We start from the raw sequence: 26,178 nt of genomic DNA on the forward strand, positions 1-26,178 counted from the left end.
TAGCAATCTCCACCCAAGTTAGCAACTTATGCTGACTTGGGGAGTAAATCTAATTTAGCCAGCCTTAATGCCGCTGTATTCATATTTTCTCGCAGCCATATATAACGCACCCCAGCAGGACTGATTTCAATGTCCAGTTCCATTAGACCAGAACACTTTCACATCAATTTTAAGAGAGTATTAAACCATAGCTAATACAATAAATGCATTAGATGCCTGCCATCGTAGGCATGACAACTACTTCCTACTTAATCCTACTATTCGCCCAAGGTGAACCTGGTAACGGCGTTTCAGATTTAGGCTTTTTCACCTCTCCACAAAAGGTATCAATATAAAGCTGCTCGACTTTATCTCTCGCCCACTGTTGTTTGCGCAAAAATTTAAGGGAAGACTTGATGGAAGGATCGCTTTTAAAGCAATTAATGTTTACTCTCTGAGCAAGCCCACTCCAGCCATATTTTTCGTGAAGTTTTACTAGCAAGCTCTCTAGTTTTATACCGTGAAGGGGATTATTTGGTTGTTGATTCATAGGTGTCTCAAAGCAATAACAATTGAGTTTTTCAGAGAGGAAACCTTTGTTCCTATTGAAAACGAATCGGTGCAAGATAGTGAAATTGACTGTAATTGTAAACTGTTACTTTGGCTTACTTGGCATTGTATCTCGCTCTGGCTCACATCATATTAAAATTGTTGTCTTGCCACTCTATGCTGACATAATATTTATACACTGTTAGGTGAATATCTGTGACGTGGACTTGTAATGGATTTTGTACTTCTTTTTCTTTTAACAGGGCAAATTTTTCTAGATCGAAACCTTTGTATGCTGGAAAAGTCAAATGCACGATTCCCCCTTCAAATTGGCATCGACCACTTTCATTAATTTGGAAATGGTTATGAGGCGACTTTAATTGTTTTACTTCAATTGCAGCACTGCATTTGAACCTTCTGCCATCTATGCTTTTTCCATTGTGTGATGCTGCATAAACTGGAGCGCTTAAAGCAACGAAGAAGAGTAAAACTTTTAGCTTTGTGGAATAGCTCATAGGTAGTTCCTTTGAAATTCAATATTCCTATCTACAGTTTGGTGCCCAAGAATAGTTCCTGCTAATCCCCCAAATGAAGCACCGCACAAGCCAAATATACTTGAACATACAGTTGAAGTTATCAGCGATGATGATAAGCATACACCTGCAAGGTAAACACCTCCACCAACGATTCCTCCTACAAAGCATCCACCTATGCCGAGCGAATACATCAACAAATCGACACTTCTATCAAACGAATAGTTTGATTGAGGAAGTTGGTAAAGCCTGTGGTCTTGGGTTCCAAGTGAATCGGTTATTCTCAGTTTACAGCGACAACCTTGAACAACTTCATCATGTAACAATTTCGAGTCAACTTCATCATCCGTTAAATCATTTTTATCTAACACTATCTCAACAGCAGCATCCTCACAGCAGCTGATCTTGTCATTCTCTTCATTTTCACACGGAAAAAGCTCCGCCAAACAGTAGTGTTCAAGCCTTGTTATCATAGTTAAAACTGTGTGCTAATAATTGACAACAAACTACGTAAATGACGAAAACAATACCAATTAAAATATGTTCACAAATCCGATATTGCATCTATAAAACAATGACTAGGGCGTTCATAAATAGATTTTTAATGATAACCTCTGATTTTCTTGTTATTGTATACAAAACAACCACAAGGTTTAGTGTGATGTGCAGTTAAAGGATTAACCATACATCACTGTTGTCTATTCATCATTTTTCGTGACGTTGAGAGCAAGCTATCTCTGAATACGGAAGTTTTAGCTAAAAATACACTCAAAATACGGTGAAATGAAAGGCAACTACCATGGCTAAAGCGGGCTTTGCACAAGCATTAACCGAAAGACAAGAAGAAATTTTGAACCTTGTCTCCAAAGGCTTAACAAATAATGAGATTGCTCAGCTACTCGGACTTTCTGTCAATACCATCAAGACCCACATATCAACGGTTTTCAATTCATTAGGGGCAAGTAATCGCGCAGAAGCGATTAGCATTTTTCAGTCAATGCAGCAGCACTATACTGGCACTGAGCTTTTGAAAGTGGATATCCACTCTACTCAGCCTGAACTCTATCATTTAACTAATGAAATTGGGCAAAATCTGCTTCAATCTCAATTATTTGAAGTTTCTGTGGCAAAATCAGGGCAAGCAGAGTACTTAATCAAACTAGAGAGTTCAAAAGACCAAGTAAATATTAGTATTCATCGTCCTCAAGATGGAACCATTATTTGGCAAGAGCACTCTCATACGCTTCAAACCTTTCCAATCACTCCAGTTTCAATCGAATTAATCCAGTTGATGGTTGGAGATTGTTGTAAACAAGCTCTCCCGCAAAGTGATGCTCATAGGTATTTAAACTTTTACCCTTGTATACATGGGTTCTTCAGCTATTCACAAAAGCATAGAGCAACGAATCTGACACAAATTATGACGGCAATAGATGAAATTAATGATGATGCTACCGTTTATGCTATCGCAAGCTTGATTGAATACCGAAGTCTTGCTGAAGCCCCTGAAAGCAGCGATGCTATGGCAGCATTTTCTCGCATTAGTTTTCACGCCAAAACGGCATTGGGGCTGAATAAGCACTGCACTTGGTCCCATTTAGCTATGGCTGTTATGCATTTTATTCAAAAGAACATACCCGCTTCTATTGAACACGCCAAGCAATCCATCGTGCTCTATAAAGGCAATTACACTGCGCAAAGCTTCTTGGCTCAAATGTATGCTTTGAGCAACCAGCCCCACAAAGCACTTGAACATCTTGATGAAGCTTTGAAAATTTACCCAGCTTTGCATTGGCAAGGGCTGATGATGTCTTCTAAGGCTTTGGTTTATTTTGCACTAAAAGATTTTGAGTCTTGCATTCAATTATGCCAAAAAAGTACTGATTTTATCGAAGCCTGTTTGCTAACCGATTTAGTCTGGATAGTTAGCCTAGCGCTCACACAGCAACAAGAGCAATTACAGCAAAGAATACAGCAACTTCCCAAGTTCAATAATAAAGAATATCAGCGTTTATTGTCAGTGTTACCCGGTGAATCAATCTCTGAATTTACTCGGATACTGAAACAACTCAAAGTCTTACCTGACTAAGCTTCGCCAGATGACATCAAAATAAAAACATGGAGAAAACACAATGGATGGTTTATTTATATCAAAACCCAGCGACCAGCTCTCTGAAGCAAAGTTACAGGCTGGAGATATTATTTTATTTGAAGGTGAAGCAGGCGATACTCTTAACTGGCTGATCATGCATTTAAGCAATTCTAAATACACTCATTCAGCCTTAGTATATGAAGATGGAATACTGGCAGATGCCGCACTTTCTGGCCTGAACATTCATCATTTTTCGCAAAAAGAATCTGGTCGTCCTGCTTGTGTCATGCGTTTAAATGGCATCACCGACTCTGAGCCTTTAATAACTAACGCCGCGACTTTGGTTAACAAGAAACTCCCCTACGATAAACCAGGGCTTATTCTCGCTGGTTTACTGTTACTGCAGAAAAAATTCCCTCTACATCGTAAGGCACAAAAATGGGCGAGTTTACTTCTGCAACATGCCGCGAAAGAAATTTCTGCCGCCTTTGCTAAAGGAAAACACCCTGTGACTTGCTCTCAGTTTGTATCAAGTGTGTACACAATGACGGGTGGTGATTACGCGCTGTATTTCAAAAATGCAGACATATTATCGAGCTCTGACAAAGATGGCCTGATACACAAATGCCAAAAATTGTTGGGAACTAAAATACCAACGAACTTAGCCTATGGAATAGAAGTAAGCAGCAGCCTTGATGAAATACTGAGCCAGCTGAAAGATGCATTGAATGATACTGAATCAGTTGAAGAACCAGTTCTTCCTGAAACAGTGAACGCGGTAAAACGATTCAGTTGCAGTTTGACTAGAACGCTCAATTCAGAAGATGCAATTCATAAATTGGCAAAAGGAGAAGAGCTATTTATCACTCCAGGAGATCTACGCCAACACTGTATTAATTTGCAGTTCATTTGTGATGTTCATATCGTTCGTGATAATGCAATTGCATAAAAGCTATTTATCTTATGAGATTGTTTTTTACAGCGATAAATTGAGTCAGATCAAGATGTAATTTTTTTATTTGATTACACTCCTTTCCCGTATTTTGTACTCTAAAGTGGATAAATAAATGAAAGGATTTTCTATCGGGATCATTGGTGCTGGCCAAGCAGCGACAGAACTATTACAACAACTCGTTGCTGCTAAGTTTGTTCATATTGTTGCTGTTGCTGACTTAAAAACAGATACTCCAGGGATCAAACTTGCGGAAGAGCATGGCATTCCAACTACAACCAATATGAACGATATTCTCAAGCTTGGCGAAGCCATTGATATTCTGATTGATGTGACTGGCGTTTGCGAAGTTAGAAATCAATTAAGACAATATATGTCAGAAACTAATAATAAGCATACCGTTATAATGCATGAGCGCTTATCCGCATTAATGGTTTCTTTGGCTAAAGGTACATTGGTTGACATGAAAGGTAGTGACGACACGTATTAAATTAGGTGTAGTTATAACCAACTGAACTAAATCCAAAAAAATTGCTCATATATTCTGCGTCTTAGGATTTACTATAATACGGAGATTCAATGAAAAAAATTTTTTTGGGTTTATTAATTTTAACCACCCTCCTATCTACTGCCTGCACAAATATACCGCTTACAACCATGTATAAGATGATGACCATGAAACCCTTGGATATTGATCCAAGACAATTGGTTATTGCTGTAGGTTCACCACAAGGACTTTCGGTCAAAGATGGAGGGATTATTCTGGACTTTAGTTTCAAAGCACCGGCTAATAATCTCAACCTTGATAATAAATTTATGGTAAAGGTAAATAAAGATTACCCTATTCCTTCTGAGCTTGAGGACGAAACTGAGGATAATAGAAAGATCACTTTTTTACAGCTTGATGGAAAAGATGCAGAAACTATGTATCAAGCCCAACAAACCATAAAGAAATATAGGGAACACCATGAAGACGGTTCTGGTACTTTTACAATAAAAATACAGTCCGTATGTATGAATAAAGGCTTTTCAGCTGATGATATGGAAATCGATTTATTCGTAAAATTAGAGTCTAACGAAGAATTTTTTACATTTATGGAAGGCCTAGATCCTACTGATTTTAAGAGTGATAAACAAAAGTCCTCAAATATTATTCCAAAATGTGAATCTTAATCATATGCCGATGTTGTTCCTACATTCAAAAACCAAGATGTAGGAACTTCTGCTTTTAAAAGCGTTATTCACTCACCACAAAATTATCATCTGTTAATTCTTTCTCACCACTCCAGCGGTAAGCCACTAACTCACCGCCTTTAGCCACACTGTAATCAACACAAACGGCTTTGGCTGATTGAACTGTAGGTTTCCCTTGCAGCCAGTAATGACCAAAAAAAACAGGAACATCATCTTGATAGGTATAAGCGTTTGGAATTTCCGAATCAGGTAAAACATGATGATATTGTTCAGGCACAGTAAGTGCTAAATTCTTATAAGTCGGTGTTATCCCTCCCCACCACTTTATTCGAATTTGGTGTCTTGGGTTTCCATCTTTGTCTCTAAAAAAGACGCCATCAGGTAAATCTTGCTCCACCGCTTTCATCACATTTTCAATAGCATGATTATCCGGATGTTCTGTATTAGAAGCCGTTACATACATATCGTCTGTCAGTGTTCCATCCGAATTTAATCGACCTCTTAGATGTTCGACGCTTGGAGGATACCAACACGCATGAGCAATGCGGATGTCACCTAAATCCAAAAACACAGGTAGAGTTTTGAACCAATCTAATGCTTTTCGATGATGCTCACTACCTAATGGGAACTCATCTAAGAATGTTTGGTGTTGCTTGGTATGCTTCGCATTACGTTTACGAAGAAACTCGTCTTGCTTCTCTGGATGGGAAGTCGCGTAACAAATTGCATTAAACTCATGGTTCCCCATAATTGCCAACGCACTCCCCTGTTCTACCATAGCTTTGACTAATTCAATCGTTGCAGCATTTTCTGGGCCTCTATCTATATAATCTCCAACAAAAATAGCTTTTCGAGTTGGATGTTGATAGGCGCCATCAAGCTTCACATAGCCCATTTTAATTAACAAATTAACTAACTTAGAAGCATGACCGTGAATGTCTCCAATAATATCGTAATCTTGCATGAGTATCGTTTAATTTCCTATTAGTCTTTATAGCCCCAAGGCGCAACGGGCGGCGTTACTGGTTTTGTAAGATCGAAATCCACTTTAAACTCTCGGCCTTGGCGAATCAAACGGTAAGTGTATTTTTCAGGGTAGATAAAAATCTGCCAAATATTGTTATTTGACTGAGGAATACCCTGTTTAACAAATAACTCTTTGGAATATTGATCCGCTGGAAATGATTGTGCATTTCCCCACCCCGCATCTATGGTATGACCGCCGTACATAGTTGAAGCATCATACTCACCATTTGCCATACGGTGGTCATGTTTAAGACTTAAACCTGAACCGGTTTTGGTAATGATCCAAGTTCGAGATGCATCATCGCCAACATGAAAAGGAATTTGCAGTTCTGTATCACTGCATTTTCTCACATGCATGATCAGTTTCTTACCACTGAAAGATCCATTGTCTTGGTTATCTACAGTCACCTTACCTTGATAAGCTTTACCGCAATGCTTTTTAAGGTTATTAAAGAACGCATCATGAGATGCAATACTCACTAAGGGAGCAGGCCTAATTACAGGCTTACCGCCTGGTTTAATTGTTGAAGCAGCATAAATGTTAGTTGAAAATGCCGCCACTAGGATTGCAGCACTTATCATGTATTTTTTCATTGTTATTGTTCCTTATTGTTTACATGATCTTATACTCGTGATACCTGAAGATGCATCTTCAAGTATCACGAGTATATATATTTATAAGTTTATGAATTATACAAACTCTCGTCGTTCAGACTATTGTTCTTCAACACTCACATCAAAGGTCTTTGACCAAGCAGTAAGTCGTATGTCCTTTAGGGTGATCAGCTAACTCCCCATACACACGATAGCCGCATTTTTCATAAAAAGGTCGCGCTTGGAAACTCAATGTTTCAGTACGCATATGACTAAAACCTTTTTCACGGGCAAAATTTTCAGCAGCATCCATAAGACGACTTCCAACCCGCTGACCTCTTGTTGATTCAGAAAGCCATAGCAGCTCGATAAGGCAATAATCCCAGAATGCCACAGCCCTAATGCCGCCTTGCACATTACCTTCTTCATCTCTCGCAAACACAGCAAATTTCGTATCAGGTTCAAACACGACATCGTCATGCATATGCTGTTGATTGAAAGACTGAATACCTTCGCTAATGGTTTTTAAATCTTCTTTAGAAGGGCTAGAGGCTACTTCTATAATCACGCTTAATTCCCTTTTGCATTTATGAATAATAAAAGTGGTCTAATATACGTGCCTTTTGAACTTCATGCTAGAGTTTCAACATTCAACCTGAGTTACTTCTATTTGCTTTTCGCGATAAATAAAACGCATACAGCTGTGAGTTCGAGCAGGGATCAAAGGCGGCATCTTGGGTTTTCTCCACGTTGCAGGATGCGTGCAACGCAGCCCTAAACCAACGCCAATAAGATGAGAATAGAAACGACAATTTAAGCAGATTTTATCGTTTGTATTGAATTGAGACATGGTAGTTTCCTTAGTTCGATACCAAGGCAACAGCGACTAATGAAATTAACGCTTTAGCTGCATTTATATACCGACCGCAAGTTGCCATTAAATCGTCGGTTTGACTTTACGCATCAATTATAGCCATCTAGACCCCCATTGCAAATTAAACTATCTGGTCTGCTTGGAACCTTCATGCGACTCAATTATCATTATCGTTTGTTTCGCCATCGAGTATAACTTTGTTAGATATCATTGCAGGAAAGTCAGCGTTAAAATCCATTGAACAGCAGGGGTTTAATCAAAATTTATTCAGTGCTTTTTTAGGCGCCAGTGGTGGTCCTAAATGGTTTAGTTTATTTGGCTTGGACAAATACGTGTTTGGTTCATTTTTTAAAGACAGAACCGAAGAACTCTACTTGATTGGCTCCTCAGCTGGAGCATTTCGCAGTGCTTGCTTTGCTCAAAATGATCCTGTTGCTGCTATTTCAAGAATGGCTAAGTCTTATTCAGAAACGATTTACTCAAGTAAAGTTGATGCTACAGAAGTGTCTGCTAAGGCAATAGAGTTACTCGATTACATGCTGGGAAAGAATGGAATTGAGGAAATCATCAGCAATCCAGTAATCAAAGCGCATTTTTTAGTAAATAAAGCCAATGGTTTAATGCAGTCTGATTCAAAAGGATTGCAGCTTGCATCATTGTTAAAAAGCTACCTACTCAATCGACTCGATAGAAAGCTGCTTAAAAGCCAATTTGATCGTTATGTCTTCCACCACCCTAAAAGCCAGCTTCAAATAAATGACCCTTATGACTTTAATACCCAACATGTACCGTTAACTCGTGGAAATCTTAAGCAAGCCTTATTGGCTTCTGGCTCTATTCCCCTGGTAATGGAAGGAATAAACGATATTCCAGGTACGCCCAAAGGAAAGTACTGGGATGGTGGCATTGTTGATTATCACTTTGATTTTGAGATAAATCATAATGACAAATTAGTACTCTACCCTCACTTTAATCCTCATCCAAAAGCAGGTTGGTTCGATAAAAACCTCAACCGTAAAGTAATGAGCCAACACTACGACAATATTGTCATGCTAGTCCCATCAGCAGAATTTATCGCTTCATTGCCTTATGGAAAAATTCCAGACAGAAAAGACTTTGAGACTATGGATGCTAAGACACGCATAAAATACTGGAAAACGGTTTTAGCTGAAACTGAAAAGCTAGCAGAGTCATTCGACCAATTTTTATCAAGTCAGAATTTAGGGAAGATTAAGCTCTTTTCTTAATATTTTTGTTGGTTAGCATTATACCCGCAAAGACACCGAGAGTTCTCCTAAGTTTCAAGTGATTGAACATACAAGGGAGAGGTTAAGCAATTGCTGAATGTCCGTGGCATGGATGCCGAGGCCAAGCGCCCATGGATGGGCTTGCAGCGTTTCAGCGTTTGCTTATCCTCGGTTTCAATTAATGGGGGTTTGTTAAGACACTTTAAACTGGCTCACTCGTTCCGTCAGTTGAAGTGAGGCCACCGAAAGCTGTTCATTTAACTGCATGATCTCTGAGGCTACCGCTTTAGAGTTTTGGTAAAGGTCATTAATGCGAATCGCATTTGCATTCACCTCTTCTGTAACACAGCTCTGCTGTTCTGTTGCGGTTGCAATTTGAATATTCATTTCATCGATCGTACTTACGTATTGAACAATCTCTTTTAGATCTTCGCCCGCCAACTTAACTTCATTAACACTTTCATCCGCTTTTTCCATGCCTCTTGCCATAGCTTGCACCGCTTCCGTAGCTCCGCTTTGCAATCTATCCGTCATGTTTTTAATATCAGATGTTGAAGCTTTAGCTCGTTGAGCAAGGCTACGCACTTCATCAGCAACCACAGCAAAACCACGACCAGACTCACCCGCTCGAGCCGCTTCAATTGCTGCATTTAATGCAAGTAAGTTAGTTTGCTCTGCAATACCTGAAATGACATCTAGCACACCTACAATTCCATGAATTTCATCATCTAAGGCATTGATGGTATTTGAAGCGGTTTGCATTTCGTTTGCTAACTCACGAATACACAAATCTGTTTTCTCGACTTCGCCATTGCCCTCTTGAGCTTCTTTATTAGCTTCATTTGATGCTTGCGCTGCATCGGCGGCGTTACCTGCAATTTGACTAACAGTGGCACTCATCTCAGACATTGCAGATGCCACTTGCTCGGCTTCAGATTGACCAATTTGGACATCACTGTTCATCTGCTCACAGCTATGAGAGAGCACCTCAATTGCTTGGGTGATACTCTCCGTGCTTGCTCTAGCATTGATGATCACTTGCTCAAATTCTTGCATCATTTTATTAAAGGTTTGCGCCAGTGAACCGAACTCATCTTTTCCTTCAACAAAAATACGAGTAGTTAAATCAAGCTGCTCACCTGCAACCGATACTTGCCTGCTCACAGTTGTCACCGTTCGTTTCAAGTAACCAGCAATACTTAATGTCAGTAATAAAACCGCAGTAAACATTGATATTAAAATGATGGTATTTGTGATCAGTAAGTTCGAAGCTTGTTTCAGTTTTTTTTGAGTCAGCACAACAATATTGGCTGATAGCTGCTTTTCCGTTTTGCGCAATTTCTCAATTCGGCTCGTCGCGACACTAAACCAACTTTCAGGCGATTGTTGTGCGATTACTGAAATGTCTTGATTAAGAATATATTGACGGTACATTTCCACTTGTTTAATAGAATCAGAAGCCAGTAAACCTTCATATTCTGACAACTGGTGACCACCAGACAACGCCATGAAGCGCTCTTGATAAGCGTTTTGCTCTGCTATTAAAGTGAGCAACTTAGCTAACTGAGTTGTTGCGAGTTGAGATTTACCAAAGATTGAGCTTGATACAGCGCGTTCGATTCCTGCTCTTTCTTTCATTTGCAAAAAAGCACCAAATGTTGTGACCTGATTTGCTATCTTTGCGTCTTTAGTTTGCTTAGAAATAATATCGATAACTGAGAGGAGCTGCCTGTTTAATTCAGTATAAAATCTAACTTGTTCAGCCATAGTTATGGACAAAGAATCGACTGATTGTCTCATGGTCGATAACTTTGACAATTCAGATTTAATTAAATTGGCCTGAGATACTAACGAGTTTGGAATTTCGCTTGTTTGCAATATGCTTTGAAGCTTCTTTACTTCTTGATCAACTTCCCGTCTCTGGGTAGGTAAAGCTTTTTGAAATGATTGACCAGACGAGCTTATATACCCAGCGCTCATCCCTCGTTCTTTTTGTAACTGATGTACAAGGTCGCTATTTCGCTCAGCTAGGTTTGCTAAGAATAGGATAGAGTTTAGATTCTGCTTTGCACTGTACTCTTGCTTGATAACGGCTCCTGCATATATCAAACAGCCTATTAATGCAGGAAAAACCAGAAGAAATAATTTTTTAGAAATGCCTAAATCGGCAACCCATTGCCAGCGCATGCCCCCACCTTATGGTTATAATTTTGGAGCGTAAAGTAATTGTTCTATGGCAGGTTGTAAACAGACATTTTTCGATTTTCCTTGAAAGCTTTCAATTAATCTTTGTCGTTTTGACTAGGATCAAATTGCAGTAAGTTTGTTTAATTTTTTACTAAAGCTTTTGCTGTGTACTAAACCAAAAAACGTGTCATAAAGACACGTTCATTTGTTGAACTTAAACTAATTTTTCTAGATACGACAATTGGGGGTATTGGTAGATTGTTTTTTGATTAACAACGCATTGTTCATATGTTTTTGTAAATCTTTGATGCGAGACTCTGGCGCAGGGTGAGTTGATAAAATCTCTAAATTACGACTTCCACCACTCGCCTTTTGCATATTTTTCCAAAGTTCGACAGATTGCTTTGGTTCAAAACCTGCTTTCGCCATTAAGTTCAAACCAATCTCATCGGCTTCCGTCTCTTGAATACGACTAAAAGGAAGCGTCACTGCTACTTGAGATCCAACACCCAGTGCTGACATGATGGTTTTACTTTGTTTTACATCATTGGCTTTTAATGCTGCGTCAGCCACTTGTAAACCAATTCCTACCAACGCATTATTTGAAACTCGCTCGTTACCATGTTCAGCAATCACGTGTCCGACTTCATGCCCCACAACCGCCGCAAGTTGATCTTGATTTTTTGCTACCTTTAACAAGCCTGTATAAACACCAATTTTTCCACCTGGAAGTGCAAAAGCATTGACTTGTTTACTGTCAAAAACCACCACTTCCCACTTGCCATTAAAGACATTTTTAGGAACGTATTTGGTTATAGAGTCAGCAACACACTGAACGTAACGTTTGTATCTAGGGTTATGGGAGACTTTTTGTTTGCCTTTGATGTGATCAAAAGCCAAAACACCTTGCTGAGCGATTTGATTAGATGAGTACAGCTTAAGTTGTTTACGGCCTGTAGGTGAAGTAGAGCAACCAACAAGAACAAGGCTTGATAAAAGAATGAATGATAGGAAAATCCGTAATCTAACCATTGTTTTTTACCTTTTTATAATTCCATTTAGAGGTATGGCGGCTTTGAAAAAAGCCGCCACTAAACTCAAAATTAAGCGTTACCCTTCACTTTCATATTGAGTTCTTTTGCAAAATTCAGCATGCGATCTAATGGTACCAATGCGCGGTCACGAATGGTTTCATCAACAAAAATCTCGTGCTCTGCGGTATCTGTCGCCGTCAATGCATTCTCAATTGCCTGAAGACCATTCATAGCCATCCAAGGACAATGAGCACAGCTTTTACACGTCGCACCGTTACCGCCTGTTGGCGCTTCAATTAGTGTTTTACCCGGAGCGGCTTGTTGCATCTTATAAAAGATGCCTTTATCTGTCGCTACGATGAACGTATCGTTATCCATGGTTTGTGCTGCTTTGATTAACTGGCTGGTTGAGCCCACAGCATCTGCCATTTCTACCACACTTGCTGGTGATTCAGGGTGAACCAACACAGCTGCATTTGGATACTCTGCTTTTAATTGACGTAGAGCTTTCGCTTTGAACTCATCGTGAACGATACATTCACCTTGCCACATCAACATATCGGCGCCCGTTTCTTTGGCAATGTAACTGCCTAAATGACGGTCTGGTCCCCAGATGATTTTCTTCCCTTCGCTATCAAGGTGTTCAACAATCTCTAACGCAATACTTGAGGTTACAATCCAGTCAGCACGCGCTTTTACTGCCGTTGAGGTGTTGGCGTATACCACTACTGTATGCTCAGGATGAGCGTCACAAAACTCACTAAACGTTTCAATTGGGCAGCCTAAATCTAATGAACAAGTCGCATCAAGAGTCGGCATTAATACGGTTTTGTCTGGACTAAGGATTTTAGAGGTTTCCCCCATAAACTTAACACCAGCAACAATAAGCGTTTTTGCTGGATGGTCACGACCAAATCGTGCCATTTCTAATGAATCGGAAACACAACCACCAGTTTCTTCTGCTAAAGCTTGAATTTCAGGATCAGTGTAATAGTGGGCAACAAGAACCGCATCTCGCTCTATTAATAGTTGTTTAATACGAGCTTTATATTCTTGCTTTTCACTGTCTGATAATGGAACGGGTTTAGCAGGAAATGGGTAATCAATAGTTTCAATTTGTGGTGCCGCTTGGCTCATAACGCTTCCGATGGAGTACAACAAGTAATCCGAGCATTATATACTCTCAGTACCTTTTGTTGCAATTTGAAGAGTGTTGGGCTGTGACGACTACATATATCTATGATAGAGAGCATTTCTGGTTCTTTCCACATGGATCAGATGTCTTTGCTGCCTGTATTTCTCCTTTTCTTTAGCCGCTTTCTGTTCATCAAGTTCATCCTTTCTCATCGCTCTGGCTGACTCTTGGAACTCTTGGTTTATTTTAGATTTTTTACAAGGTTTCGTACTAGGATTTGATTTATTTTCAGTTTCTATTTTCGTATCTGATTCACAAGATTCAGCTGGACTATGAACTCTGTGTTCACCCTTTTTATGTTTCTTGGCTTTTTTATCCTGTTTTTTCTTGAAATAGTCATCTAATGAATGTTCTTCTTTCTGCCCTAGAGCCTCTTCAACCTTGAACTCACCAAAACTGTTATCCCCTTGTGCACTAGCGGTTTGCTCACTACATTCTTCCAAACTCATGGTTTGGAGTAAGCTTAATGAATCATCTACACGTGAAGCCATTATCTAAACTCTACAATCATTTTTATTTGTTATATCAAATTTCTAAGCTCATAGAAGTTAAATAAATTTCATAAAAAAAGGTGCCAAACTAGGCACCTTTTTAAAAAGTTAACGGTTAAAAATTAACGCATTGCCATTAGCATATCTTGTGGCTGCTCAAGATACTGTTTCCATAGATTACAGAAACGAGCAATAGTGCCGCCATCAATAATGCGGTGATCGCCAGACCAGCTTACTTGCATGATGCTGCGAGCTTCTACTTCACCTTTATCATTGAAACGAGGCAGTTTTTGTACTTTACCTAAAGCAACAATCGCCACTTCTGGCTTATTGATGATAGGTGTTGCCACTGTACCGCCCAATGCACCAATATTCGAAATGGTAATCGTACCTTGCTTAAGATCAGAAGGAGCTACTCGACCACTACGTGAGTCATTGGTTAAGCGTGTGATGTCTGCTGCGACTTCTAAGATACTCTTTGCTTGAACATCCTTAACATTCGGTACAAGTAGACCAACTTTAGAATCTACTGCCATACCAATGTTGTGACTAGCAAGATAAGTCAATTCAGTACATTCTTCATTCACACGACTGTTGACGATTGGATATTCGTTAATAGCAAGTGACAATGCTTTCATGAAAAATGGCATCATGGTCAGCTTAAGTTCATCTGATGAATATCTGTCTTTCATCTCTTTACGTAATGCCATCAAATCGGTCATATCGATTTCATCGCAATAGGTAAAGTGAGGAATGGTCGAAACTGATTCTTGCATCATCTTCGCCATTACCGCTTTAACGCCTTTGATTGGCTCAACTCTATCTGCTGCTGTAGCAACTGGAACCATAGCGTGAGAAGTGTCAACTTCTGCCACTTGAGGTGCAACTGGAGCTACCGAACCACCAGCGAGGTGCGCTTCAATGTCTTTCTTGTATACACGACCGTTTTTACCTGTACCTTTTACAGTACTGATATCTAGGTCGTGCATACGAGCCATACGACGAACCGCAGGGCTTGCTAAGGCTTTTCCTTGACGTACAGGCTCAGAACGCGTGCTTGCAGCTTTTGCTTCGCTGGCGACTTCAGTGTTCGCTACAGGAGCAACGGAATCGCCCTCACCTTCAACCTCGATAGCAAACAAAGGTTGGTGAACGATGGCAATTTCACCTTTCGCATAATAAAGTTTGGCAATTTTACCTGGCTTCATTGCTGGAATTTGAACTAGAGCTTTATCTGTCATTACATCGGCAATGGGTTGGTCTTCAACCACTTCATCACCTTCTTCAACTAGCCATTCAACCAGCTCACACTCAACGATTCCTTCACCAATATCTGGAAGTAGGAAGTCTTCAATTTGAGTGCCTGAAGCGGCTACAGGTGCGGCTTCAACTGTTTGCTCAACAGGAGCAGAAGCTGGAGCTGATTCACCCTCACTTTCTACCTCAACGGCATAAAGTGGCTGATGTACAATCGCAATATCGCCTTTGGCATAATAAAGCTTTACGATTTTACCTGGGTTTGGAGCTGGAATTTGAACCAAGGCTTTATCTGTCATTACGTCAGCAATCGGCTGATCTTCAGCAACAATATCACCTTCTTCAACTAGCCATTCGACCAGTTCACACTCAACAACGCCTTCTCCAATATCCGGCAAAATAAAATCTTTGATCATGTCGGACTCCCTAGAAGTTCATTGTTGATTTTATCGCTTCATACGTTTTTAACGCATCAGGCATGTATTCTTTTTCGTGGATCAGTGGGTAAGGTGTATCCAAACCACAAACACGAGCAATTGGCGATTCAAGATATAAGAAGCATTCTTGCTGGATGGTAGCCGCGATTTCACCTGCAAAACCACCTGTTAGCGGAGCTTCGTGGTTGATCAATAGACGACCTGTTTTCTTAACCGACTCTGCAACAGTTTCAACATCCCAAGGAGACAGTGAACGTAAGTCGATCACTTCACATGAAATGCCGTCTTTGGCTGCCATTTCAGCGGCTTTTTCGACGATTTCCATCTGTGCGCCCCAAGCAAGAACTGTGATATCAGTACCTTGTTGAACGACGTCAGCCTTGCCCAATTCGTGCTCGTAATCACCTTCTGGTACTTCGCCCACAGATGCACGGTATAAACGCTTAGGTTCGAAGAAAACCACTGGGTTTTTGTCGCGAATCGACGCTAACAATAGACCCTTTGCTTGCTCAGGGTTTCTTGGTACAACTACTTTCAAACCTGGTGTTTGAGTGAAGTAAGCTTCTGGAGATTGCGAGTGATAATGACCACCAGCAATACCACCGCCATAAGGTGTACGATACGTTAGCCCACCTACGTTAAATTCACTACCACTACGGTATCTGAATTTTGCTGACTCGTTTACGATTTGGTCAAATGCAGGGAAGATATAATCTGCAAACTGGATTTCAGCAACAGGTGTATGCCCGTTTGCGGCCAAGCCATTAGCAAAACCAGCAATACCTTGCTCAGTTAATGGTGTGTTGAAACAGCGGTCTGGACCAAATTTTTCTTTTAGTCCTGAAGTCGCTCTGAATACACCACCAAAGTGCCCTACGTCTTCACCAAACACCAACATTTTGTCGTTCTTTTCCATCTCGATAGCAAGAGCATCATTGATGGCTTGTAGCATGTTCATCTGTGCCATGACTTAGAATCTCCCTGCTGTCTTAGGATAAGCATGTGGATATTTGTTAACGTGCTCTTTAAGCTCTTTTAGCTGCTTTTGAAGCAGTGGCGTTGGCTCGTCGTATACATCGTTGATCAATTCATCAATGTGCGGCGCTTCCACTTTTTCAGAAACTTTAACTTGAGCTAACACTTCTTCACGATACTTAGCGTAAAGTGCTTCATCTTCTTCCTCGGTTAACCAACCTTGAGAAAGCATCCAATTTTTGAAACGAGCAACAGGATCTTGTGCGCGCCATACATCTTCTTCTTCTTTCGAACGATAACCTGATGGATCATCTGAAGACGAGTGAGCACCAACACGATATGACATCGCTTCAATCAATACTGGCTTGTTGTTTTCTACTGCAAAATCACGCGCAGCTTGAGTAGCAGCTAATACGGCTAACATATCGTTACCGTCAACGCGGATGGTATGCATACCATAACCCACACCGCGACTGGCAATACCGTTACCTTTAAATTGCTCTTCGGCTGGAGTAGAAATGGCGTAACCATTGTTACGGCAGAAGAAAAGCGCTGGTGCGCTTAGTGTTGCCGCCATGTTCAGACCAGCGTGGAAATCACCTTCTGATGCAGCACCTTCACCAAAGTAACAGATAGAAACAGCCTTATCATTGTTCATTTTTAAGCTGTAAGCGACACCTGTTGCTTGTGGGATTTGCGTACCAAGTGGAGATGAAACCGTGTGGTAGTTTAATGCTTGGCTACCATAGTGGATAGGCATTTGACGACCTTTACCTAGGTCTTTGGCGTTACTGAACATTTGATCCATAAACTGCTCAGTGGTGAAACCGCGATAGCGCAACGCAGCTTGTTCACGATATTGAGCTAAGATAACGTCTTTTTCTTGTAGTGCAGCTGCACTTCCCACTACTGCTGCTTCTTCACCTGTACACGTCATGTAGAAGCTAATACGACCTTGACGCTGTGCGCCTAACATACGTTCATCCAATACACGGATGAAAACGCAAGTGTCATACATGCGCTTTGCTGTTTCTTCATTGATGCTTGGCAAAACGGCATCTTTATATACGCTGCCATCAGCTTGTAAGATTCTCAATGTTGGGATGTTTAGTGAATCCCTATCGAGAAAGCTGACGCTATGAACTATTTCATTACTTTGAGTTGCGTTGCTCATAATGTGCTCTGTTCTCCTTGAAATTGAATAAACGTCATTCAATATCAACTATTCTTATCGGCGGTATGCACCTTACGTTAAGGTATATACCGCTCGCAAGATTTGAGCTGAGTCACACTAGAATTTACGCTTAATTCGCTTGTATATTTAAGTTTACAAACAGATTTACTGCCAAACCATATAGAAGAATAATTCTTCGCAGCTTTAACAAGCATATTGAGTATTCAATAATTTAGATAAAAAAAAATTAACATGATCTTAGTAAAAGCGAACTTTAAACTAGAGGTAAGCAGTTAGAAAAGAATCAGTAGCTTTAATTTGTTTCTATCTAAGGTTGGGTAAAAATAGCTATTAAATGCTTGAAACGGAACTGCTTGCTGTTGATAAAGCTTAATTGAGGTAAAGCCACCATGAGTACCTTACAAATTTCTGCTAATAACCAACTTACGTATAATCAGCGTAGGGAAATGCAAAATGACATAGCAACGACACAGACGATAAAAACAATGTGGTATATGGTTAAATTACCTTCTGTTGTATTTGCTTATGTACCTGTTGCAATGGGTTTTTCATCATTGGCCACATTTTTAAATGCTATCAAGCCTAAGGAAAATGAACATTCACACCTTTGGAAAGTGTCTAAGGTAGTAACATTCATCGCGAATGATGCGTTAGAAGCAGTAGTGCCTTTTAAGGTAAATAAATAGCTGTGACACATACCTAAACATACATTTTTCATTTAAAAGACTTATAGAAAACGCCCCCGAAAGTAGAGGGGCGCTTTAGATTTGATAATCGTTGTAAAAAAAGTTCGATTTAGACCACGATGTTAACTATATCAATGCAGGTTCAGTCACAGGAAGCAACATAATTACTGCACGCTGCCCTACTGGAATATTGGCATTGGGGAATACAATCGCTTCTTCATCATGCTCAATTTTAACTTCCTCTCCGCCTTCAGTGGCTAACACATATCCCTTTGGAAAAGATCTAAAGTTTTCAACATCATTGGCAAAGTTAAATGCAAAGTCATCATGGTTTTTATTAATCACTCGACACACTTGATAAAGATTAACTTTGTCATTATCGAACTCTGAAAGCTCAAGGTCGGCCCCCGTAATTAAACGAGTAAGCATGGTATGAGTGGCAACAAAACGGGTCATATCGTTTTCACCGAATGGACGCACTTTACCCAGTTCAACAGTGAATGCATCAGCGCCATAACCATTAGACGAGAAATAGCTAAAAGTGGTCGTCGGCTCATGGTGGAATAAAATGGTATCTACGCCACAGGCTTCTAAAAACATGATCTGCTCAGCCTTATGAGGCTTACCATGACGGAAAGGATAAATGGCAAATTTCTCGTGCTTAGAAGCTCGAATCGCTGTATGCAGATCGTAATGTATACGATGGCGTTCACCAGTTACAGAAGTATAAAAACGATCAACATATTCTTCTAACTTCTTAGCTCGAATACGTTCTTGGTTTACTAAGCCTTCACCGCTTGAATGATTACCACTGAATAAGCGGTTCATGTTTTCTTCCACAAAGCGAGTTTCGTTGTGAATTGCAGGCGGATTACCAATTAAAAATAAGGTACGGTGCTTTACTTGAGTGCTTTGTTCTAGCAGCTCTTTAATTAACTGGTTGCAAATCTCGATTGGTGCAGTTTCGTTACCATGGACGGCACAAGAAAGCACAACATCTTTGTTACCTGCTTGCTTTGGTTCAAAAACAATCACACCTGTGTCCCAAACATGAACATCTGTGTGATCAGCAAGTTCAAAAGAAAATGATTCTGAAATGGTTTCTGGATTTGCAAGGGTCAATGAAAGGAAGTCTTTAGACTGCAGAAGTGTTTGAAGCACGTTCAACTCCTAGTTGTTATTTTTAACTGAAATAAAAATTAGATTTCAGGTTTCTTATATTTCTTGGCGACCGATCCTACCACAAATCAAACATTGAACGATTGAAAGATCTTTTTAAAAAAACTGCTTGATTTACTGAATCACAAAAAGCAATATAGACGTCTAGATAGTTAGACATTTATTTTAGTCGTTAGAGTGTGAGAAAAAATGGCATTAGCAACTTTTGGCGCTGGCTGCTTTTGGGGCGTAGAGTATTTCTTTAGACAAATTGATGGCGTTATCAATGCCACAAGTGGTTATATGGGCGGTGATGTTAGTAAGACACGCTATGAAGAAGTAAAGGCTGGTGACACAGGTCATGCCGAAGTAGTACAAGTTGAATATGATGCGTCAGTTGTGAGTTACGAAGAATTATTAGCTGTATTTTGGAGTAATCACAATCCCACAACCCTTAATCAACAAGGTGAAGATGTAGGTCACCAATACCGTAGTGTGATTTTTTATCATAATGAGCGGCAACGTGAATTGGCAGAAAAATCGAAGCAAGAGTTGATTGCTAGTGGTAAATGGGGCGAGCGTAGCGTCGTAACTGAAATTGTAGAAAAACAAGAATTTATTGCCGCTGAAGATTATCACCAAAACTACATTATTAAGAATGACTTACCGAGTTGTCATATTAGTTTTTAATCTTAAATTGATTTCATGCTATTAATAAGAGCAATAGTGTGAACACCAACAGAAGCACACATCCCTGTGCTCACGACCGTGACATCCTGTCACGGACGGTTGTTTTATCACACTATTACTCTTAGCTAATCCACCTCACACATCAAACCTATCGGCATTCATGACCTTAGTCCAAGCTGCAACAAAATCTTCAACAAATTTTTGTTGGTTATCATCTTGAGCATAGACTTCAGCATAAGCACGAAGTATTGAATTAGAGCCAAAGACTAGATCAACACGAGTTGCTGTCCACTTAACGTCACCCGTTTTGCGGTCTTTGATTTCATATGAATTCTTTCCTGTAGGAATCCAACGATAACTCATATCAGTCAAATTCACGAAAAAGTCGTTAGTTAATGCCCCTTCTCTATTGGTAAATACACCATGCTTAGAACCATTATGATTAGTTCCAATCACTCGCATACCACCTATTAACACCGTCATTTCACAAGCGGTTAATCCCATTAATTGTGTACGGTCTAACAACATTTCTTCAGGCTTTACAAGGTAATCAGCTTTCAACCAATTGCGATAACCATCATGGAGTGGTTCTAATACTTCAAACGATTCTGCATCCGTCATTTCATCAGATGCATCGCCACGACCAACCATAAACGGAACTTTGATATCAATTCCTGCTGCTTTTGCTGCTTGCTCAACTCCAAGGTTACCAGCAATAACAATGACATCAGCGACACTCACGCCACTTTCAGCAGCTATAGGTTCAAGTACTTTTAATACCCTCGCAAGGCGCTCTGGCTCGTTTCCTTGCCAATCCTTTTGCGGAGATAAACGAATGCGAGCGCCATTAGCCCCACCACGGTTATCTGAATGACGAAACGTTCTCGCACTATCCCATGCAGTAGAGACCATTTCATTAATCGTTAAATCAGTTTCTTTGATTTTAGATTTAACCGCTTCAACATCGTAATTTGTATTTCCAGCAGGAATTGGATCTTGCCAAATGAGATCTTGTTGCGGGACATCAGGGCCTATATAACGAACTTTAGGTCCCATATCTCTGTGGGTGAGCTTAAACCAAGCACGTGCAAAGACTTCTGAGAAATATTCAGGGTCATTATAAAAGCGTTCAGAAATCTTCTTGTATTCAGGGTCGATTTTTAATGCCATGTCGGCATCAGTCATTACTGGATTATGACGAACATTTGAGTTTTCGACATCGACAGGTTTATCTTCTTCCTTGATATTTGTTGGCTCCCATTGCCAAGCTCCCGCAGGGCTTTTTTTCAGTTCCCAATCTAAGTTGAGTAATAATTCAAAATAACCGTTATCCCATTGTGTTGGGTGAGTTGTCCACGCGCCTTCTAATCCACTCGTCACCGCTTTACTACCTACACCACCATCTTTTAGCCAACCAAAACCTTGGTTCTCAAGTTCTGCGGCTTCAGGTTCTTCACCGAGTAACGACGCATCTCCATTTCCATGGCATTTACCAACTGTATGACCGCCAGCTGTTAACGCTACGGTTTCTTCATCGTTCATTGCCATACGCTCAAAGGTGACACGCATGTCTTTTGCTGTTCTAAGTGGGTCGGGCTTGCCATCCACACCTTCCGGATTTACATAAATCAGCCCCATCATTACAGCCGCTAATGGATTTTCTAAATCACGTTCCCCTGAATAGCGATTATTTTCAGACCCTGTTGGCGCTAACCATTCTTTTTCAGAACCCCAATAAGTATCTTTCTCTGGGTGCCAAATATCTTCTCGACCAAACCCAAAGCCAAAGGTTTTAAGTCCCATAGATTCATAAGCGATGGTTCCTGCATACGCAATTAAATCAGCCCAACTTAATTTGTTGCCATATTTCTTTTTAATTGGCCAAAGTATACGCCGAGCTTTATCTAAATTCGTGTTATCAGGCCAAGAATTAAGCGGAGCAAACCTCAAATTACCAGTACCTGCTCCACCACGCCCATCTGCGATTCGATATGTTCCAGCCGCATGCCATGACATACGGATCATCAAACCACCATAATGTCCCCAATCGGCTGGCCACCAGTCTTGGCTATCTGTCATTAAAGCAGTGAGGTCTTGCTTTAAGCTTTTGAAATCCAGCTTTTTCACTTCAGCTTGATAGTCAAAGCTCTCACCAAGAGGATTGGTCTTGGAATCATGCTGGTGAAGAATGTCTAAATTTAAGTTATTTGGCCACCAACTCGTATTTGAATTACCAGATTTTGTCGTTGCTCCATGTGTGAAAGGACATTTACCTGAAGACATATTAAAGCTCCTTATTGGATTTAATTTTGCACTAACTACAAATTATTTTTTTGATTCGTTCTTTCTATCTAGATATCGACGCTTGGCTAAATGAGGTTCAGGCATATATGAGGCACCAACACCCTCAACAGCCGTTGATGCATAAGCATTAGCAAACTCAACGGCTTCAAAAAAGTTGTAACCCTTTATGTAATGAGCAATGAATGCGCCGTTAAAGGCATCCCCTGCGCCAGTGGTATCTCGTACAGCACATTGATACGCAGGAGAAAAATAAGTCCGATTCTCATCCATAGCGAATACACCAGTGCTTCCCAAGGTTATAATGACTTTGGAAATTCCGTACTTTTTTTGAATGATTTGGGCTGCTTGGTGTGCAGACATTCCATCATGAACATTTGCACCTGATATCTGGCTTGCTTCAAATTCATTGGGGGTTAAAACGTCCACTTGTTGAAACACTGATGCCATTTCAGGCTCAAAAGGCGCGGGATCAAGTAAAACCCAAACATTAGCTTGCTTAGCTATTTCGATTGCCTTAGCCACAGCTGCAAGATTATTTTCAAATTGAATCGCTAGAAGATTGGCAGAGGCAATTTTCTCTTCAAATTGTTGAACCTCTTCAACACTTATATCCTTATTAGCTCCAGCCGAACTCACAATTAGATTTTGAGCATCCGATTGCTGAATAAATATATGAGCAAGTGCTGTGTGCAGCTCAGATTCAAGTAAAAACGTTTGCTGCCGAGTTCTTTGCTTTAGAAGTACTCTCAGGTGATCAGCAAATGCATCATTACCAACTTTAGAAACTAAAGTTGTACTTGCACTATTTTTACTGCATGCGTAAGCCTGATTGGCTCCTTTCCCGCCACAACTGAAGAACGTATCTTGAGCAGACTTGCTTTGACCTAAAGTTGGAAACGTATCGACAAATAGACTGATATCTAGATTGATTGAACCAAGGAAAAATGCATCTGACATTTCATTGCTTGCTCGATAAAAAATCAATAATAATGACTATAGCTAAATTTAAGATGAATGGAGCAGTAAAAGTTAAGTAAAAGTCGCTTTTAAACCAAGAACTGACTTATTTAGAGAGCTCACTCCCTCTCCCCCTTGAAACCAACCAAATTTTGTAGAGCTAAAGCCTTATTTTTAATCACCTTAACTTACTAAAATTTATTATAAAATATTAATGAAGCTTAATTTGAAGAACTCAATAAATACCGCCATTATTAACCTAATAGATAGAAGGTTTGTACAGCAAAAGGATGCTGATAATTTATGGCGAGTACACATATCCCAAATAGTAAACCAATAGAGGTTCCTGAGGCCTCTCGGGGTATGCTTGTACTTCAACTCAACTGTAGACTTGCAACGTTCAAATACGGATCTTTAAAAGTCGACTTTAGTAAAGATTATGTAAATCAATATAAAGTTGCTGCAGATACTTATGTTTTTCAGCATGACGGCATCGAATTTAGAGTGAATACAAAAAACGGTGAGATAAGCATCACCGCCGAAAAAAACCGTTTATCAAAATTCTTTACTAAAGCATTATTCAAAAGAGCCTACACGAAAGATCTAGAAACGGGTGAAACAACAGCTTTAAGAGATTTGTCACATTACGCAGCAATACATCAAACGGATAAACATCATCAAGTTCTCAAGCCTCTCACTGCATTTATAAAAAATGATCCAACGGTCGTAGAGTCCCTCACTCATTCTAAACCTGTTACGCGACGTTACAATGATGAACAATCCATTAAAGAAGATCTTCTTGAAGGGCTCTCTCTAAGACGTATTAGAGGAAGAATGCACGATTTGATTAGCCTGATGGAGAAAACACCAAATACCGTAACGCGAGAAAACTTCAAAGCTGAGGAATATAGCTGGTTATTCAAAGATCCCAAATATGAAAAGATGAATCGTTACCGTGAGCATATTCGTCGATTGATTAAGAAGTTAGAAAAACAAGATGCCATTGATTTCGCCACCCAGAATGGATGGACAATTAAGCCACATCCAGCCTCTTCAGGAGCTGCCCCAAGACCTGCACATGAGTCCAATTTACCTGTAGATAACCGACCACCAGAAGAAATACAGCTTGCAGGTGAGCCACATGAACCTCTAGTGTTTGAAGCAGAAAATATTCCTGAACACGAAACCAGCTTTAATGGAAGTGGAAGTGGAAGTGGAAGTGATACTGAGACAGAACAAGTGCCACCACGACAACAGGCTAGAACTCAAAGGCAAGAACGATTAAGACGTCAGCAACAGCCAAATACTGGAAGACAAAAACAACCTAATGGACCATTACCAATTATAACAACTCCACCCGTTGTCGCGACTCCCCCTGCACAACAAGTGCAACAACCTACTGTTCAGCCTCAACCTCGAGTACAGAAACCTACTGTTCAACCTCAAGTACAAGCTCAAGCTCAAGCTCAAGCTCAAGCTCAACAAAATACTCCAAAACGTACTCGTGTTCGTCGACTTAGTGCACATAGCAATCGTCAACCGAATCAAAAACAACGACGCGGAGATGGTTCGAATTTACCGCAACATAGACAACATCTACGACAAAGACCTAAGCAAAGAAGCAGAGCAACAGCTACTACTTCACCAAGACTAGTCAATGTAGGCAATTCAGATAATGACTAACTGAGCAGCTGCGCAACAAGTCCAATAAGTCCACCAAAGACACCGCCCCAAACGACTAGCCAACCTAAATGCTTACGGATCATAGTCTGAATAATATCTTTTACCATTTGTGGCGTTAACTCATCTAAGCGTTGATCAACAATAGATTCAACCTGAGTCGAAATATCGTTTGTGGGTACTACCCCTTGCATTTCATTATTCACTAATTCGGCAAAATCATCGGATTCAGTCACCGTAACTAAAGAATCTTTCAATTTGCCAATAAATGGTTCTTTTAAAGGCTCTAATGCTTCAGTTCCGCCAAACATGGACAACATGCCACCAAATGAAGATTTCTCAACCGTTTCTAATAAGGCATCAAATGCAGATGATAAGTCTACTTTTTCAATAACGGGTGATAATGAGTGAGTCGCCGCATTCGTTTGATTGCCAACAAAACGCTCGATATTTTCTGGAGTAAAAAACTGCTCCATTACTAGCGTTTTAATACCTGTTTTAAATTCATCAAATCTTGCTGGTATCACACCCGAACCATATAGCCCTGGCACTTTTTCAAAAAGCATATGAATGGCAAGCCAGTTGGTTATTGCACCTGACAGCGCAAAAGCACCAATAGACCAAAGATAAGGCTGTTGCATCATATAACCAATAACAAAAACAGCGGCCGCCACTAAATTGGTAATTAAGCTTTTATTCAAAATTAATACTCCACTAAAAAATATCTCGAAATTTTACAAGCATCGTTTAGTTACAACAAGACTCCGACACACTAACATTTTCTTCTCATCATTATAAAAATTCCTTGAAGGGATAATTTCCATAAAGTAAAGTGGCGAGCTTTTGATAAATCAAAATTAACTTAGATTGAGATAAATCCCATTGAAATTTA

General features: G+C 40.1%; 26 protein-coding genes. 8 read left to right on the forward strand and 18 right to left on the reverse strand.

The window, feature by feature from the left end:
* Positions 1–244: 244 nt before the first annotated feature.
* The 3 genes from E2H97_RS10240 to E2H97_RS10250 all read right to left on the reverse strand — a co-directional run bounded on the left by E2H97_RS10240 (position 245) and on the right by E2H97_RS10250 (position 1,534).
* The gene (locus tag E2H97_RS10240) at positions 245–529 is read right to left on the reverse strand and encodes a VF530 family protein (protein WP_133407044.1); all 285 of its coding nucleotides are present in this window, start codon (positions 527–529) and stop codon (positions 245–247) included.
* Between the two features lie 142 nt (positions 530–671).
* Positions 672–1,043: a hypothetical protein gene (locus E2H97_RS10245; RefSeq protein ID WP_133407045.1), complete on the reverse strand. Its 372-nt coding sequence runs from the start codon at positions 1,041–1,043 to the stop codon at positions 672–674.
* Complete coding sequence (locus E2H97_RS10250; protein ID WP_133407046.1) at positions 1,040–1,534, reverse strand: hypothetical protein; 495 nt, start codon at positions 1,532–1,534, stop codon at positions 1,040–1,042. Before E2H97_RS10250 ends, E2H97_RS10245 begins: the two co-directional genes overlap by 4 nt.
* A 326-nt stretch (positions 1,535–1,860) precedes the next feature.
* On the opposite strand from E2H97_RS10250, the gene E2H97_RS10255 reads away from it, so the two are divergent.
* The 4 genes from E2H97_RS10255 (at position 1,861) to E2H97_RS10270 (ending at position 5,278) form a co-directional block, all read left to right on the forward strand.
* Complete coding sequence (locus E2H97_RS10255; RefSeq protein ID WP_133407047.1) at positions 1,861–3,150, forward strand: response regulator transcription factor; 1,290 nt, start codon at positions 1,861–1,863, stop codon at positions 3,148–3,150.
* A gap of 43 nt (positions 3,151–3,193) precedes the next feature.
* Positions 3,194–4,102 carry a hypothetical protein gene (locus E2H97_RS10260; protein ID WP_133407048.1) on the forward strand — a complete coding sequence of 303 codons (909 nt, stop codon included), beginning with the start codon at positions 3,194–3,196 and terminating at the stop codon, positions 4,100–4,102.
* Between the two features lie 118 nt (positions 4,103–4,220).
* Complete coding sequence (locus tag E2H97_RS10265; protein ID WP_133407049.1) at positions 4,221–4,595, forward strand: oxidoreductase; 375 nt, start codon at positions 4,221–4,223, stop codon at positions 4,593–4,595.
* Between the two features lie 89 nt (positions 4,596–4,684).
* On the forward strand, positions 4,685–5,278 hold the full coding sequence (locus tag E2H97_RS10270; RefSeq protein WP_133407050.1) for a hypothetical protein: 594 nt from the start codon (positions 4,685–4,687) through the stop codon (positions 5,276–5,278).
* A gap of 64 nt (positions 5,279–5,342) precedes the next feature.
* Here the strand turns inward: E2H97_RS10270 and E2H97_RS10275 are convergent, their stop codons facing one another.
* The 4 genes from E2H97_RS10275 to E2H97_RS10290 form a co-directional block, all read right to left on the reverse strand.
* On the reverse strand, positions 5,343–6,263 hold the full coding sequence (locus E2H97_RS10275) for a metallophosphoesterase (protein ID WP_133407051.1): 921 nt from the start codon (positions 6,261–6,263) through the stop codon (positions 5,343–5,345).
* Positions 6,264–6,283: 20 nt separating this feature from the next.
* Positions 6,284–6,919, reverse strand: a complete 636-nt coding sequence (locus E2H97_RS10280; RefSeq protein ID WP_170308286.1) for a hypothetical protein — start codon at positions 6,917–6,919, stop codon at positions 6,284–6,286.
* 142 nt (positions 6,920–7,061) lie between these two features.
* The gene (locus E2H97_RS10285; protein WP_133407052.1) at positions 7,062–7,487 is read right to left on the reverse strand and encodes a GNAT family N-acetyltransferase; all 426 of its coding nucleotides are present in this window, start codon (positions 7,485–7,487) and stop codon (positions 7,062–7,064) included.
* Positions 7,488–7,562: 75 nt separating this feature from the next.
* On the reverse strand, positions 7,563–7,769 hold the full coding sequence (locus E2H97_RS10290) for a hypothetical protein (protein WP_133407053.1): 207 nt from the start codon (positions 7,767–7,769) through the stop codon (positions 7,563–7,565).
* Between the two features lie 221 nt (positions 7,770–7,990).
* Between E2H97_RS10290 and E2H97_RS10295 the strand changes: the two genes are divergently transcribed.
* On the forward strand, positions 7,991–9,040 hold the full coding sequence (locus E2H97_RS10295; RefSeq protein WP_133407054.1) for a patatin-like phospholipase family protein: 1,050 nt from the start codon (positions 7,991–7,993) through the stop codon (positions 9,038–9,040).
* Between the two features lie 192 nt (positions 9,041–9,232).
* Here the strand turns inward: E2H97_RS10295 and E2H97_RS10300 are convergent, their stop codons facing one another.
* From E2H97_RS10300 to E2H97_RS10330, 7 genes are all read right to left on the reverse strand, one after another.
* Complete coding sequence (locus E2H97_RS10300) at positions 9,233–11,227, reverse strand: methyl-accepting chemotaxis protein (protein WP_133407055.1); 1,995 nt, start codon at positions 11,225–11,227, stop codon at positions 9,233–9,235.
* Between the two features lie 228 nt (positions 11,228–11,455).
* Positions 11,456–12,259 carry a M48 family metallopeptidase gene (locus tag E2H97_RS10305; RefSeq protein WP_133407056.1) on the reverse strand — a complete coding sequence of 268 codons (804 nt, stop codon included), beginning with the start codon at positions 12,257–12,259 and terminating at the stop codon, positions 11,456–11,458.
* A 71-nt stretch (positions 12,260–12,330) separates the two neighbouring features.
* A complete protein-coding gene (gene nadA / locus E2H97_RS10310; protein WP_133407057.1) occupies positions 12,331–13,398 on the reverse strand; it encodes a quinolinate synthase NadA in 1,068 nt (355 codons plus the stop codon).
* Positions 13,399–13,488: 90 nt separating this feature from the next.
* A complete protein-coding gene (locus E2H97_RS10315; protein ID WP_133407058.1) occupies positions 13,489–13,947 on the reverse strand; it encodes a hypothetical protein in 459 nt (152 codons plus the stop codon).
* 122 nt (positions 13,948–14,069) lie between these two features.
* On the reverse strand, positions 14,070–15,620 hold the full coding sequence (locus E2H97_RS10320) for a dihydrolipoyllysine-residue acetyltransferase (RefSeq protein ID WP_133407059.1): 1,551 nt from the start codon (positions 15,618–15,620) through the stop codon (positions 14,070–14,072).
* 10 nt (positions 15,621–15,630) lie between these two features.
* Complete coding sequence (locus E2H97_RS10325) at positions 15,631–16,608, reverse strand: alpha-ketoacid dehydrogenase subunit beta (protein ID WP_121837554.1); 978 nt, start codon at positions 16,606–16,608, stop codon at positions 15,631–15,633.
* 3 nt (positions 16,609–16,611) lie between these two features.
* A complete protein-coding gene (locus E2H97_RS10330) occupies positions 16,612–17,790 on the reverse strand; it encodes a thiamine pyrophosphate-dependent dehydrogenase E1 component subunit alpha (RefSeq protein ID WP_133407060.1) in 1,179 nt (392 codons plus the stop codon).
* Positions 17,791–18,200: 410 nt separating this feature from the next.
* Here E2H97_RS10330 and E2H97_RS10335 point away from each other — a divergent pair, with 410 nt between their 5' ends.
* Positions 18,201–18,497, forward strand: coding sequence for a hypothetical protein (locus E2H97_RS10335; RefSeq protein WP_133407061.1), 297 nt, complete (start codon positions 18,201–18,203; stop codon positions 18,495–18,497).
* 126 nt (positions 18,498–18,623) lie between these two features.
* On the opposite strand, the gene astE is transcribed toward E2H97_RS10335, so the two are convergent.
* The gene (astE, locus tag E2H97_RS10340) at positions 18,624–19,658 is read right to left on the reverse strand and encodes a succinylglutamate desuccinylase (protein ID WP_133407062.1); all 1,035 of its coding nucleotides are present in this window, start codon (positions 19,656–19,658) and stop codon (positions 18,624–18,626) included.
* Positions 19,659–19,865: 207 nt separating this feature from the next.
* On the opposite strand from astE, the gene msrA reads away from it, so the two are divergent.
* A complete protein-coding gene (gene msrA / locus E2H97_RS10345) occupies positions 19,866–20,345 on the forward strand; it encodes a peptide-methionine (S)-S-oxide reductase MsrA (RefSeq protein WP_133407063.1) in 480 nt (159 codons plus the stop codon).
* 135 nt (positions 20,346–20,480) lie between these two features.
* Here msrA and katG read toward each other — a convergent pair whose 3' ends face one another.
* The gene (gene katG / locus E2H97_RS10350; RefSeq protein WP_133407064.1) at positions 20,481–22,628 is read right to left on the reverse strand and encodes a catalase/peroxidase HPI; all 2,148 of its coding nucleotides are present in this window, start codon (positions 22,626–22,628) and stop codon (positions 20,481–20,483) included.
* Between the two features lie 42 nt (positions 22,629–22,670).
* Positions 22,671–23,606 carry a ribokinase gene (locus E2H97_RS10355; RefSeq protein ID WP_133407065.1) on the reverse strand — a complete coding sequence of 312 codons (936 nt, stop codon included), beginning with the start codon at positions 23,604–23,606 and terminating at the stop codon, positions 22,671–22,673.
* Positions 23,607–23,909: 303 nt separating this feature from the next.
* Between E2H97_RS10355 and E2H97_RS10360 the strand changes: the two genes are divergently transcribed.
* On the forward strand, positions 23,910–25,289 hold the full coding sequence (locus E2H97_RS10360; RefSeq protein ID WP_133407066.1) for a hypothetical protein: 1,380 nt from the start codon (positions 23,910–23,912) through the stop codon (positions 25,287–25,289).
* Here E2H97_RS10360 and E2H97_RS10365 read toward each other — a convergent pair.
* Complete coding sequence (locus E2H97_RS10365) at positions 25,286–25,987, reverse strand: DUF445 domain-containing protein (RefSeq protein ID WP_133407067.1); 702 nt, start codon at positions 25,985–25,987, stop codon at positions 25,286–25,288. The genes E2H97_RS10360 and E2H97_RS10365 overlap by 4 nt on opposite strands.
* Positions 25,988–26,178 lie beyond the last annotated feature (191 nt).

The sequence above is a fragment of the Parashewanella tropica genome, assembly GCF_004358445.1.
GTDB lineage: Bacteria > Pseudomonadota > Gammaproteobacteria > Enterobacterales > Shewanellaceae > Parashewanella > Parashewanella tropica.